Origin of the sequence: Bowdeniella massiliensis, from assembly GCF_023634005.1 — a bacterium.
Lineage (GTDB): Bacteria > Actinomycetota > Actinomycetes > Actinomycetales > Actinomycetaceae > Bowdeniella > Bowdeniella massiliensis.
Genome location: NZ_JALIQR010000007.1, coordinates 107,476 through 120,729 on the forward strand (window position 1 = coordinate 107,476; position 13,254 = coordinate 120,729).

At 65.2% G+C, this 13,254-nt stretch carries 12 protein-coding genes; 3 read left to right on the forward strand and 9 right to left on the reverse strand.

Features of this window, described 5'->3' with window-relative positions:
* Window positions 1-5 precede the first annotated feature (5 nt).
* Together MUN85_RS06510 and MUN85_RS06515 are read right to left on the reverse strand one after the other, a co-directional pair.
* Complete coding sequence (locus MUN85_RS06510) at window positions 6-878, reverse strand: NAD(P)H-hydrate dehydratase (RefSeq protein WP_250505938.1); 873 nt, start codon at window positions 876-878, stop codon at window positions 6-8.
* Window positions 871-1,620, reverse strand: a complete 750-nt coding sequence (locus MUN85_RS06515) for a histidine phosphatase family protein (protein ID WP_284500974.1) — start codon at window positions 1,618-1,620, stop codon at window positions 871-873. The genes MUN85_RS06510 and MUN85_RS06515 overlap by 8 nt, the downstream gene beginning before the upstream one ends.
* A 69-nt stretch (window positions 1,621-1,689) precedes the next feature.
* Between MUN85_RS06515 and MUN85_RS06520 the strand changes: the two genes are divergently transcribed.
* A complete protein-coding gene (locus tag MUN85_RS06520; protein WP_250505940.1) occupies window positions 1,690-2,832 on the forward strand; it encodes a methyltransferase in 1,143 nt (380 codons plus the stop codon).
* On the opposite strand, the gene MUN85_RS06525 is transcribed toward MUN85_RS06520, so the two are convergent.
* From MUN85_RS06525 to MUN85_RS06535, 3 genes are all read right to left on the reverse strand, one after another.
* Complete coding sequence (locus tag MUN85_RS06525) at window positions 2,833-3,456, reverse strand: MBL fold metallo-hydrolase (protein WP_092564265.1); 624 nt, start codon at window positions 3,454-3,456, stop codon at window positions 2,833-2,835. It abuts the gene before it with no gap.
* Entirely contained in the window at window positions 3,457-4,539 is a 1,083-nt protein-coding gene (locus tag MUN85_RS06530; RefSeq protein WP_250505941.1) for an S-(hydroxymethyl)mycothiol dehydrogenase, read from the reverse strand.
* Between the two features lie 66 nt (window positions 4,540-4,605).
* Window positions 4,606-5,256, reverse strand: a complete 651-nt coding sequence (locus MUN85_RS06535; protein WP_250505942.1) for a TetR/AcrR family transcriptional regulator — start codon at window positions 5,254-5,256, stop codon at window positions 4,606-4,608.
* Between the two features lie 51 nt (window positions 5,257-5,307).
* On the opposite strand from MUN85_RS06535, the gene MUN85_RS06540 reads away from it, so the two are divergent.
* Window positions 5,308-7,956 (forward strand): MMPL family transporter, encoded by a 2,649-nt coding sequence (locus MUN85_RS06540; RefSeq protein WP_250505943.1) that lies wholly within the window; start codon window positions 5,308-5,310, stop codon window positions 7,954-7,956.
* A complete protein-coding gene (locus MUN85_RS06545) occupies window positions 7,953-10,634 on the forward strand; it encodes a YhgE/Pip domain-containing protein (protein ID WP_250505944.1) in 2,682 nt (893 codons plus the stop codon). The genes MUN85_RS06540 and MUN85_RS06545 overlap by 4 nt, the downstream gene beginning before the upstream one ends.
* On the opposite strand, the gene MUN85_RS06550 is transcribed toward MUN85_RS06545, so the two are convergent.
* The 4 genes from MUN85_RS06550 to MUN85_RS06565 form a co-directional block, all read right to left on the reverse strand.
* Window positions 10,631-11,281: a hypothetical protein gene (locus tag MUN85_RS06550; RefSeq protein ID WP_250505945.1), complete on the reverse strand. Its 651-nt coding sequence runs from the start codon at window positions 11,279-11,281 to the stop codon at window positions 10,631-10,633. The genes MUN85_RS06545 and MUN85_RS06550 overlap by 4 nt on opposite strands.
* Entirely contained in the window at window positions 11,282-11,806 is a 525-nt protein-coding gene (locus tag MUN85_RS06555; RefSeq protein ID WP_092564247.1) for a MerR family transcriptional regulator, read from the reverse strand. It lies immediately after the preceding gene.
* A 194-nt stretch (window positions 11,807-12,000) separates the two neighbouring features.
* Window positions 12,001-12,675: a transcriptional regulator FtsR gene (gene ftsR / locus MUN85_RS06560; protein ID WP_250505946.1), complete on the reverse strand. Its 675-nt coding sequence runs from the start codon at window positions 12,673-12,675 to the stop codon at window positions 12,001-12,003.
* A gap of 83 nt (window positions 12,676-12,758) precedes the next feature.
* The gene (locus MUN85_RS06565) at window positions 12,759-13,214 is read right to left on the reverse strand and encodes an FHA domain-containing protein (protein WP_250505947.1); all 456 of its coding nucleotides are present in this window, start codon (window positions 13,212-13,214) and stop codon (window positions 12,759-12,761) included.
* Between the last annotated feature and the right edge of the window lie 40 nt (window positions 13,215-13,254).

Below are 13,254 nucleotides of genomic sequence, written 5' to 3' on the forward strand. Positions count from 1 at the left end.
CAGCGCTAATCTCCTTGCAGGATCTGCAGTTCCTGGGGAAGCCGCCCCAGAAGTTCACTGGCAAGAAAACCAATGCGTCCTACCCTCGCCGAGAGGGAATCTCCCGCGGCCGCATGAACGTGAGTGGCCCACACGGCCGCTTGGTCGAGAGCTGCGCCGCGCGCCCGGAGGCCGGTGATCGCGCCCGCGAGAACATCCCCGCTACCGGAGGTTCCTAGACCAGTATCACCCGTCGTCAACTGCCATAGCTCGGATCCATTCCCGACAAATCCCTGGGCCGAGACGGTGGCACCGTATCGCTTGGCCGCTTTGGTGACGGCTTCGGGAACCTCGCCCTCTTCGATTGTTTCAGCATCAAGGATCCGTGCGAGCTCGCCTGCGTTCGGCGTTAAGACAAGTCGTCCGTTTAATGCGTCTCGTGCACGCTGCGCCACATCGGGCAACACTCCAAGCGCAAAAGCATCGAGGACCACGGGCACGTCAGTTTCTCGCGCCACGAGTTCAACGAGGCGTTTTGCACCGTCTGGAGTATCGAGGCCAGGACCAACGAGAATGACATCGGCGCGTTCAAGCTCAGAGGCGAGGACGGACTTCGCCTGCAGCCCCGTGACGCTGCCCTGCTCGTTTTCCGCTAACCCAAAGGCTCCGCACTCCGGCAGGTCGATCGCAAGGATCGGAGCAACAGATTCCGCGAGACCAATTGAAAGGCGTCCGGCGCCGACACGGAGCGCGGATAGGCCCGCGAGCTTGGTCGCGCCAGCAGTGGCTCTCGATCCCCCGATCACGAGCGCTTGTCCCCGCGATGCCTTGGACCCGGACGGCTCGGGAAGCGGCCAATCCCTCAGAAGATGCGGCGTGACGGCGATAGACTCAGGCATCGGCTCCCACCTCATCGGATGCGCCAGGCTGATCCGTGACTATGACGCCCGCGTCGGTGAGATGCGTATCGAGGTTATAGTCCACGACGCGCCAGCGCGAAAAACGTTCCTCGTCCCGCACTATTCGGGTTACTGCCGCGTTACGCACGCCGTCAGTGCGTCCCTTTTCCAAGATCGTCTCTTCGGTCATGTCCTCAGCGACATAGACGAAAAGCAGGATCACGACATCATGTGCGCTAATCAGGAGCCGCTGGTGATCCTGAACCTTTTCGACATCGTTAAGCAAAGAACGGATACGCAGCACCATGTCTGCCCAAGATTCGCCGCCAAGCGGCCGGTAGTAGAACTTGTCGAGCCACTCTCGCCGGGCCGCCTCATCCGGGTATTTTGCCGCAATACCCGCCGCCGTCAGGGCATCGGTGATTCCCATATCGCGATCCCTGAGGCGTTCGTCAATGCGAAGCGGGAGATCGAGTTTCGCGGTAGCCAGCGCTTCTTGAGCAGTACGCTTGGCGCGCACGTAGGGCGAGGACCACACAGCGTCTGGCTGCTGGTCTGTTGGCAGCGAAGCTAGCCAGGCTCCCAGAGCTTGAGCCTGCTCTACTCCGGTATCGGACAGGTCGACGTCAGGGTCCCGTGCGGGAACATCGATACGTTCGGCCTTGTCCCGATACGCGGCTTCAGCTGCCACGTTTCCCAGGGACTGGCCATGACGGACAAGTACAATTTCGGACACGCCCATACGTCGACCCTAAAGCGCCAAGACAAATGTAGCGACCGTTGCCAAGCAGAGCCCGGTAGCATGAAGGCCATGCGTTGCGCCTATTTCGAGACTGAACAGTGCCGCTCGTGTCCCGAAATCCAGACGCCCTACCGCACTCAACTTGCTGGCAAGGACGCCGCTACCAGGCACCTCCTGCGCGACCATGTTCCCGATGCGGCATGGCACCCTATCGTCGCCTCGCAGCCCGACCACTTTCGCACCAAGGTGAAGCTCGCCGTCGGTGGCACTGCCCTACATCCGCGTCTCGGCTTTATCGAGCGTGACGCGACGGTCACCGATATCCGGCTGTGCCCCATCCAAGACCGTGCCATCACCACGCTGCTGCCCGAGCTTTCTGCATTCATCGCCCGGGCTTCACTCACCCCCTATGACGTCGCCGCGCGAAGCGGGGAGCTCAAATATCTCCTCATCACGGTCGCCCCCACGGGCCAAGCAATGCTGCGATTCGTGTTGCGCTCGCGGGAAGCCGAAGCACGGATCCGCAAGCACCTGCCCGCACTGCTCGCAGCGCTGCCGCAGCTGGCGGTCGTGTCGATTAACCTTCTCCCCCAGCACAAAGCGGTGACGGAAGGCGATCAGGAAATTCCGCTCACCTCCGAGCAGTTGCTCCCGGTCCCGATGCCTGGCATGACTCTGTTTCTACCGCCGAAGAGCTTCATCCAAACCAATACGCAGGTCGCAAGCCAGCTCTATCAGACGGCAGCCACCTTAGTTGATCGGCTCTCGCTTCCGGAGCGTTCCCGCATCTATGACCTGTATTGCGGTATCGGCGGCTTTGCGCTGAGCCTAGCCGGAGCTGGGCGCGCCATCACGGGCGTGGAGATTTCCGCACCGGCGATCGAGGCGGCGACTCGGGCCGCCGCACTACTTGCGCCGCGCGCCGGTCAGTCGATCTCCTTCGTCGCGGGTGATGCGCTGTCCTGGGCACGCCAAGCCCAACCGGCAGACCTCGTGGTCGTCAATCCTCCACGACGGGGCATCGGAGCCGAGCTTGCACAGTGGCTGAATACCAACGCGCCGGCAGTCCTGTACTCCAGCTGCAACGCGGCTTCGCTAGCGTCTGATCTCGCCCATCTGCCGCGGCTGCGACCGGTCTACGCCCAGGTCTTCGACATGTTCCCCCACACGCGGCACACCGAAACTCTGGTCCTGCTGCAGCGCGAAGACTGACTAGTCCGCCTTCTCGTCCGGAACGTTATCCAGTTCGGCTTCGATCGTCGTATCCTCGCCGTGTCCGGTGTGCACGACCGTGTCCTTTGGAAGCGTGAAGAGCTTTTCACGGATCGACTTCACGATCGTCGGATAGTCCGAAAATGATCGGCCAGTCGCTCCCGGGCCGCCGTTGAACAGGGTGTCACCGGAAAAGACGCAGCCAAGGTCCTTCACGTAGAGGCAGACGGCTCCGGGCGCGTGCCCAGGAGTGTGCAGGACCTCGACGTCACTGCCCGCGATATGCAGGACATCGCCGTCGGCCAAATGTCCGTCGACCGACTCGCCGGGATGGCTGAGCTCCCACAGTTCCTGATCGTCGGGATGCAGCAAGATGGGTGCATCGGTCGCTTCCCGCAGCTCGAGGACCGCCCCAACGTGGTCGGAGTGCGCGTGCGTCAAGACGATGGCCTCGACGCGGCGATCGCCGACCTTGTCCAAAATCGCTTGGGCATCGTGCGGGGCATCGATGACGAAGCAGTGCTCGTCGTCGCCAAGAATCCAGACGTTGTTGTCCACCTCCCAGCTGCCGCCGTCGAGCTCGAAGGTGCCGGAGGTGATTGTGTGGTCGATTCGAATACTCATTTATAGCTCCACTACGCTGCGAAGGACGGTGCCGTCCCCCATCTTGTCAAAGGCCGCATCAACCTCGTCGATCCCGATGCGTTCGGTGACGAATTTCTCCAGCGGCAGGCGCCCCTGGGTGTAGAGGTCGACGTACATGGGAAAGTCACGCTCCGGTAGACAGTCGCCGTACCAGGAGGACTTCAGTGCCCCGCCACGCCCGAAGACCTCGAGCAGCGGGAGGGTGATGGTCATCTCGGGCGTGGGGACCCCGACGAGGACGACGGTTCCGGCGAGATCGCGGGCGTAGAAGGCCTGCTCGTAGGTCTCGGGCCGGCCGACGGCCTCGATGACGACGTCAGCGCCGAAGGAGTTGGTGAGCTCGCGAATCGCCTCGACTGGATCGACCGAGCTGGAATTGACTGTGTGCGTCGCGCCGAGATCCTTGGCGAGTTTCAGCTTCTTGTCATCAACGTCGACTGCGATGATCGTGGTGGCTCCTGCGAGGCGGGCGCCAGCAATGGCCGCGTCCCCAACGCCGCCGCAGCCGATGACGGCGACCGAATCACCGCGGGTTACTCCCCCGGTGTTGATGGCGGCGCCGAGGCCCGCCATGATGCCGCATCCGAGTAGGCCAACGACGGCCGGATCGGCCTCGGGGTCCACCTTCGTGCATTGCTTTTCGTGGACGAGGGTCTTATCGCAAAACGCGCCGATTCCAAGCGCCGGGCTCAGCTCCGTCCCATCCTCTAAGGTCATCTTCTTTTCGGCATTGAACGTGTCAAAGCAGTACCACGGCTCGCCGCGCTTACACGCCCGGCACGTGCCGCAAATGGCCCGCCAGTTCAGCACGACAAAGTCTCCCGGCGCCACATGGGTCACCTGCTCCCCCACCCGTTCCACGACGCCGGCGGCTTCGTGGCCGAGGAGGAAGGGATAGTCATCGGAGATCCCGCCCTCGCGGTAGTGCAGGTCGGTGTGGCAGACGCCGCACGCCTGGATTGCGACGACCACGTCATGATCACCGGGATCGGGAATGACGATTGTCGTGAGTTCGACCGGTGCGCCTTTTTCTGCCGAAATGACGCCGCGTACCTTTTCCATGGCACCTCCAATTGCTGTGGTGGTGCTCACTGTAGCGAGGAACGCGGGGACTTTCTCGTCGATCGCTCAGCGCGCACTGCGCCGAGCCGTTGCTTCGCTCAGGTTCAGCGGATCGGAGGCAAAGGCATTGATGAGGTGGGTGACGATGACGGCCGTCGGAGTCTCTCGCCCCTCAATCTCAGCGAGGTTGATCGCGTTGAAATAGAGCGCGATGACCGCGTCGGCCAGTGCGCTCGGATCGATGAGCAGGCTTCGGCCGTGAACGTGGACGGACTCGGTGATGATCGATGCGATCTGTTCGCGCATGACCGCGCGAATGTTGAGGTAGGTCTCCCGCAGCTCGGGATAGCGCAGCGCCGCCAGGCAGGTTTCGAGCTCGATGCGCGAGAGCAGTCGGACATCGGACTCGACCGAGGAAATGAGCGCCTCGACGTCGGAAAAGATATCGCCACACAAATCGACGCGGGAGACGCCCTCGCGCGCGGTGGAAAAGATGCGATCAAGCAGCTGTTGGACGGCCTGGTCGAAGACTTCTTCTTTGGAGGAAAAGTTCGAATAGAACGCTCCCCGGGTAAAGCCGGCGGCGGTCGTTAAGTCGTCGACGGTGGCACCCGCCAGGCCCTTTTCGGCAAAGACCTGCGTTGCTGCGGTGAGTAATCGCTCACGTGTGTTCTCCCGGCTGCGCACTGCCTTGCCGGTGTCGGTCGCGTCGGTCATACTGGATACATTACTGTATCGAATACATAAATGTCTCGAGATGAGGGTCCTATGTCCGCCTTCCTGTACCGGCTTGGCTCGTTCGCTGCGCGACGTGCCTGGGTGGTCATTGCCGCGTGGGTCGGCCTCCTTGCCGTTCTGGGCGGCTTGGTTGTCGGCGTCGGCGGTCAGCTGCAGGACTCCTTCGAGATCCCGGGCACCGAGGGCCAAGAGGGCCTCAACGTCCTACACTCGCGCTTCCCCGAGCTCGCCGGTGCGGGCGGCCAGGTGCTCTTCGAGGCGCCGGAGGGCGAAGACATTCACCGCTTCGAGGCCGACATCAACGCGATCGTCGATCAGGTGCGCAAGGTCGATGACGTCATGGTCGTGACCGCGCCGTTCGGCGATGAAAACACCCGGGCGGCGGTCTCTGATGACAAGCGCTACGCGCTGGGAAACATTCAGCTCGCAACACAGCTCGATGACCTCTCCCCCGCCGTGCTTGATGAGCTGAAGTCGTTTGCGCGCGATGATGCGAACGGCCTGAGCGTCTACGTCGGCGGCCAGATGCTCGGCCAGACCTCCGTCGGCATCACGGTGACCGAGGTTATCGGCGTCATTCTTGCGCTGTTCGTCCTCGCCATCACGTTCCGCTCCTTGCTCTCCGCGGCGGTCCCCATCACGACAGCGCTCGTCGGCGTGGCGATCGCCATGGCGATCATGTTGCTGCTCGCGCGCTTCATGCCGATCTCCTCGACGGCACCGACGCTCGCGCTGATGCTCGGCATCGCCGTCGGGATCGACTACGCGCTGTTCATCGTCTCGCGTCACCGCCAGCAGCTGGCCGACGGCATGGAGGTGCGCGAATCGGCCGCACGCGCCAACGCGACCTCGGGTGGCGCCGTCGTCTTCGCCGGCGGCACCGTCATCATTGCGCTGCTGGGCCTTTACGTCACGAACATTCCATTCCTCGCGGTCATGGGCGCAATGGCGGCGATCGCCGTTGCGATCGCCGTGGGCGTCGCCGTCTCGCTGATCCCGGCGGTCGTCTCGCTCCTCGGCGAGCGGATCCGGCCCAAGGCCGGCACGCGCGCGCACGAGGTCTCGCGCAGCGCGGACAAGCGCACCAAGGCCACGATGAGCGACTGGTGGGTTGGGGTCGTCACCTCCCATCCCGTCGTCGTCATCATCGCCTCTATCGTTGCCGTCGCGGCCCTGGCGATCCCCGCCCGCGACCTCGCGCTCGCGCTGCCCGGTAATGACACCGCCGAGGAAGGCAGTCAGGCGCGCGTGACCTATGAGCTCGTGGAGAAGAACTTCGGGCCGGGAGTGAACGACCCGCTGCTCATGACGATGGGAATCATCCAGTCCCAGGATCCGCTCACTTTGATGGATAACATCGCCGACAAGGTGCGCGAGATTCCCGGGATCTCGGACGTGGAGATGGCGACCCCCAACCGCAGCGCGGACATCGGCGTCATCGTCCTCATCCCCGAAACCAAGCAGTCCGACCCCCAAACGGCCGATCTCGTCCATCGCCTGCGCGACCATGCGCCGCAGTGGCAGGATGAGTTCGGCGTGACCGATATTCGCGTGACGGGGCAAACGGCTGTCGGCATCGATATCTCCGAGCGGCTATCCAACGCCATGGTGCCCTTTGGTGTCGTCGTCGTCGGACTTTCGCTCATCTTGCTGACCCTCGTGTTCCGCTCGCTGTGGGTGCCGCTCAAGGCGACGCTCGGCTATCTGCTGTCGGTGTTTGCGGCCTTCGGCGTCGTGGCGCTCGTCTTCGAGCACGGCTGGTTCAACGACGCGCTAGGCATCGGCGTCGTCGGACCCGTCATTTCGTTTATGCCCGTCATTTTGATGGGTGTGCTGTTCGGACTGGCGATGGACTACGAGGTCTTCCTCGTCACGCGTATGCGCGAAGACTTTGTCCATCACGGCGATGCGCGCCACGCGGTCAAGACGGGCTTTTCCGCCTCCGCTCGCGTCGTGACCGCGGCAGCGCTCATCATGATTTCCGTCTTCGCGTTCTTCGTGCCCGAAGGCAGCTTCTACGTCCAACCGATTGCGCTCGGGCTGGCCGTCGGTGTCGCCGTCGATGCATTCCTCGTGCGGATGACGCTCGTGCCGGCGATCATGACGCTGTTGGGCGAGCGGGCCTGGCACCTGCCCAACTGGCTCAAGGCGCGCCTGCCCTACCTGGACGTCGAGGGCGAATCGATCGAGAAGCGCCTCGCGCACGCGACGTGGGAAGAGGAGCACGGCCCGCACATTATTCGTGCTGAGCACGTCGGCCTTGCCGATCGCGAGGGCGATCTGCTGCGCGATATTTCGCTCACCGTGCCGGCCCGTTCCCGCACCGAGATCGTCGTCGCCGACCCCCTGCAGCGCCGCGCTCTTGCGGCGACCCTGGCGGGGCGGACGCTGCCCGATCGGGGCGAACTCATCGTTTGCGGGCACATCCTGCCGGCCGAAGCGAGCGCGGTGCGGGCTCAGGCGAGCCTCGCGATCGGCGTGGCGAATGCTGCGAGTGCCGAGGCCCGTGCCGGCGAACTCCTCGTCATCGATATGGGGCCGGGAGACAGCGAGGATCGTCTCACCAACCTCGACTTCCGGCCCGAGCTCACCGTCGTCGCCCTGTGTGACCGCCCCCGAGACCTCACCGGATTTACCACTCGCACGCTTTCGAGCGAGACCAAGGAGATGGCGCTATGAAACGCCGGACGCTCATTGCACTGATCGCGGCCATGATCTTGCCGCTGCTGACCTCTCTCATGGCGGTCGGGGCCGTCGCGGGACGCATCGATCGGATCGATCATGTGCCCGCGGCCGTTGTCTCCCTCGATGAGGGCACGACGATGGAGGTCGACGGTAAGGAACAGCAGGTGCCGCTCGGCCGGCTCGTCGCCGCCGACCTCGTCTCCCCCGTCGATGAGGCCGTGCGCGATACCTTCGAGTGGAAACTCGTCGACGCCGACGCCGCGCGCGAAGGCCTCGCGGACGGCACGTACTACGCCGTCGTGACGATTCCCGCGGAATTCTCCCGCAACCTCGCAACGATGGGATCGCCAAAGGCGACGCCCGCGGTCATCAACGTCGAATCAAACCAGGCCACGAGCGAGGTCCTTGGGCGGGTTTCGTCCTCCATCGCGCGGGCCGTTGCCAACCACGTCGGCGAAGGCATGACGGAAAAGCTCCTCGAGGGCATCTACCTCGGCTTCGGGCAGCTCGGCGACGGGCTCGATGAGGCCGCCGAAGGCGCGGATAAGCTCGCCGACGGCACCGGTCAGGCCGCCGATGGTGCACGCCAAAGTGCCGATGGCTCCCGCGAGCTGGCCGATAACATGCCCGCCCTTGCCGCGGGCGCCCGGCAGATCGCAGGCGGCGCGGGAGCCCTCGCGGCCGGTTCGGCCCAGGCGGCCTCCGGAGTGGGCCAACTCGCCTCCGGCGCCCACGAGCTAGCCGCGGGTCAGCGCACCTATGCGGCGGGCGTCGATCGGTACGCGGCCGGCCAAGATCAGCTGGCCGCGGGTGCGCGCCAGCTCGCCGATGGCACCGCGCAGATTCGCGCGGAACTCGACAAGCTGCCGCCCGAGGTGCGCGCGCTGCTCAGCGGCGAGACGGACCTAAGCGAGCTCGACAAGGTGCTCGCCACGCTCGAGCCGCTCCCCGGCCAGCTTGATGACCTCATCGACCCGGTGGCGGCAGAGGCCGCCATCCGCGAGGGGATCGCCCGCCTGGAAGCGGCACGCCCGACGCTCGAGCGGATCGCGAGCCAGGCCCGCCAAAGCGCGCAGCGGATGCGCGAAGCCGCGGCGATCATGGCCGACTTTTCCGCTGGCGGGCTCGCGGGCGACGTCGCGGCGCTACGCGATGGGCTCCTCGGCCAGATCGACGGCGCGCTCGGCGACAGCGTCGCCCAGTGCTCGGCCTCGGGTGCCTCCGAGGAGTTCTGCGCGCAGCTCGCCGCTCAGGTTTCTGCGCTGCGCGCCTCCACCGCCAGCCCCGAGGTGCAGGCGCTCATCGAGCGGTTGACCGCCTTCGCGCAGCAGCTGGATCCGGCCCACAGCAACCTGCTTGCGCTGCTAAACGGCGATGGCACGCCGAACAACCCAGGCCTCATCACGCTTCTCGACTCCCTGGCCACGACGCTGACAGGACCCGACGGCGCCTCGGGCGCCATCGGCGAACTCATCGACGCCACCACCGGGCTACAGCGCCTTATCAAGGAACTAGGTGGCGCCGACGGCGTCATCGCCACCCTCACCCAGCTGCGTGAGCTACTCGTCGGTAACGAGGCCCGTCCCGGCCTCATCACGATGCTGCGCACCGCGCTGCCGCAGCTGCCCGAGTTCTATCACGGCATGCTCGCCCTTGCCGACGGCACGAGCCAACTGGCCGATGGGACGGCGGCCTCGGCCGCGGGCGCCCGCCAACTCTCCTCTGGCGCCCACGGCCTGGCCGATGGCACGGGTCAGCTCGCCGGTGGCGCCTCAAGCGCCGCCGACGGCCTGCGTCAGCTCGCGACGGGTGCCGGCGCGCTCGATGCCGGAGCTGGGCAGCTTGCCGATGGCGCAGGCCAGGCCGCGGACGGCTCCGCGCAGCTTGCCGATGGCCTCTCCCAGCTCGCCGATGGTATGGGCGAGCTCTCCACGGGCACCATCTCGCTGGCCGATGGGCTGCACCAGGCGGCAGACGAGGTACCGCGCTACACCGATGAGGAGCAGGCACGCATGGTCGCTATGGGCACGGCGCCGGTCACGGTGACGGATTCACGCCTGCACGCCGATACCTCCCCGGCCGCAGCATGGTTCCCGCCGATCGCGCCTCTCATGCTCTTCCTCGGTGCGATCGCCACCTACCTCATCCTGCCCGCGGTCCCCCGCGGCGCCCGCAGCGGCGCCGTCTCCACCTACCGCGCCGCGCTGCGCGGCTGGTGGCCGGCAGCGGCAATCGGCGCTCTGCAGGGCGCACTGCTGGCCATCCTCATGCCGGTGCTCGGCGTGGGGGCCGCCCACCCGTTCCTCGCGGGCGGGGCGCTGATCATCATGGGCGTGGCGTTCGCGGCGGTCGTCCAGGCGCTGCATATTCTCGCCGGCGCCCGCCTCGGCACGGTGATCGCGCTCGCGGCGCTCGTCTTGCAGGCTGTTGCGCTGTCGGTCGTCTTGCCGTCGGCTACGGCCCCGGCCGCGATCCAGGCGCTGCACGGTGTGCTGCCCGTGGGAGCGGGCGCCGACGCGCTGTCGGCCGCGGTCTTGCCGGGACTTGGTTCGCTTGCCGTGCCGCTGGCGATCGTCATCGGCTGGGGTGCGGCCGCGCTCGTGGCGACGGTCGTCTCGATGGGGCGTCGCCAGACGTTCACGACGGACGAATTGCGGGCCGCCGTCGCCTAGGTTGACAGCACCTCGATGAGGGCCGCCCACGTGGCGGCCAGCAGCGGGGCCGGGACTTCGCTCGTATCGAAGCTGGCGGCCTCCAGCGGTTGCAGCGTGACGCTGCTGGGGGCTGCCACGCGTTCCAACAGGTCGGGGCGCGGATGCGATTGATCAATGTGCAGCGTGAGCGGAAAGACGCTTGCCAGATCCGTTAGTGCTGCCTGGGCGCCCGCTTCCGCGCCGACGAGCGACATCGCCGTGCCGGCGAGCAGTCGTCCGGACAGGACGTGGCGGACGCACATGGCGAGCGCTGCCACCGGGCGGGTGTCGCGAGCATCGCCGGCGATGATGGGAGCGCCCACCCCAGCCGGGTCATCGATGTCCTGAAAAGCGATGACGGCATCGACGAGTGAGCCCAGATCGGCAAGCGCTTCGGCAGTCGTCTCCTCGCGCTCATCGATGGTGAGAACCGAGGTGGAGAGCGCATCGAGGGCAGCTCGTAGCGCGAGGTCGTCGCGAGTGGTCAGTGGACGTCCGACGATGCCGACGCGCTGTGGCCCGCGGTTGCGACGATGCAGGCCACTCGTGTGCCAGCCCGCTGCCGAGAGCCACAGGTATTCGTGGTCGGTGCGGGAAAGGTCAGACAGCCGTGAAAACGATCGCACCTAGGATCCCGCGGCGCGACGTGCTGCGCGACGGCGTGAGAGTTCGTCCATACCGGGCTCGATCGCCTCATCGGCGCGATCGGTCGGAAGCTCGGCAAGCGAACCCTCGACCTCTCGCCACACGCGGCCAACGGCGATGCCAAAGACGCCCTGACCACCCTGGACGAGGTCGATCACCTCATCGGCGCTGGTGCATTCGTAGACCGAGGCACCATCGGACATGAGCGTGATCTGCGCGAGGTCATCGACACCGCGCTCGTGCAAGAACGTGATGGCGGTGCGGATCTGCTGCAGCGTCACACCGGTATCGAGGAGGCGCTTGACGACCTTGAGCACGAGGATGTCGCGGAAGGAGTACAGACGCTGGGAGCCGGAACCGGAGGCCCCGCGGATGGAGGGCTCAACGAGGCCGGTGCGGGCCCAGTAATCGAGCTGGCGGTAGGTGATGCCGGCGGCTTTGCAGGCAATCGGTCCTCGGTAGCCTGTCTGTGTATCCAAATCGGGCAGGGTATCGCCAAAAAGCATGCCCTGAGCGCGTTGCAGTGGTGCCTGAGGCACAGGCTTTTGAGCGCTAGTCACGTTCACTCCGATCTGTTCACACACGTTGTGCGGCTACCCCTACGGTACGGCCAATGAGGCCTCAAATCAACGAACCCCCACTCCGACACGCCGGTGTGTCGCAAAACTGTAACCTTCGAGCTGAAGGTGAGGGTTCGCTCCTACTGCTGCAGGCTGTCCCCCACCGCAACCAGGGTGAGATCCGAGGTCAGGCGGGAAAGCACGCTCGCCACATCAGCGGCTTTGGCATCGCTGCGTTCCTTCGCAGCAGCGTGCGTGCCGACGCGCAGCGGGGCCGCGACCTGGGTTACGAGATCACTGTTACGCGTCGAGGACTGTCGAAGGTGCGAGAGGTGACGCGCTTCGATCCCGAACTGGGAGAGCTGGATGAGAGCCGAGACGACCTCAATACAGCGCACGTGGAAGCGGCCCTTACGGTCAGGGCGGATGAGGGCCGAGGCGATAATCTCTTCGATTTCGGCGATCGATGCACCCGAGAGATCCGCGAGCTCACGCTTGCCAATCCGCTCGCTTCCAGTGCGGCGGACGAGCCGCCCGGCCACCGAGACGACGCGGGCGGTTGGCTCCTCATCAATTTCCCTGCCCTGATCCATCTCGTGGAGCTGGTCGCGAATAACGCCAAGGGGACGGAAGTGGTCACGCTGCTGGATGAGCACGTAACGGATGCGCTGCAGGTCGGCTGCGGAGTACTTCCGGTAGCCAGAGGACGTGCGCTCTGGCGAGACGAGACCTTCATCTTCGATGAAGCGAAGTTTGGAGGGTTTGACCGCCGGGAACTCTGGCTTGAGGGCCGCGACGGCTTCTCCGATCGACATCACGGGACGGTGCGAGACGTCAAATGGCCACGAATCTCCCTGGGGAGTCAGGTCTGCGGCCGGCTGGGATTCAGGGGCCGCATTCACTGGGTGGGCTCACCCGCCTGCGGGCGATGGGGTGATGCGTGGAAGGTCATGCGGTATTTACCGATTTGGACCTCGTCGCCATCGTGCAGCTCAGCGATCTCGATGCGTTGGCGATTGATGTAGGTCCCGTTCAGCGATCCAACGTCACGGATCTGGTAACCCTCTTCGGTCTGGTCGAACACGCAGTGCTTGCGAGAGACCGTGACATCGTCGAGGAAGATATCGGAGGCCGGATGACGACCCGCGGTGGTCGTATCGGAATCGAGGAGGAAGCGCGCACCGCGGTTGGGGCCTCGCTGCACGATCAGCAACGCTGATGCGGGCGGTAGCGCCGCAATAACGTCTCTATCATCGGCAGTGATACCACCTTCGACGACAGCTTCTTCGCTCGCGCCAACGGCACCGAATCGGGCTGTCGAGGTGGGATCGTCCTTACGCGGTGTGTCACTCATGATGTCCCTCCAAGCCTTTGGTAAGTACTCTACGGAACTT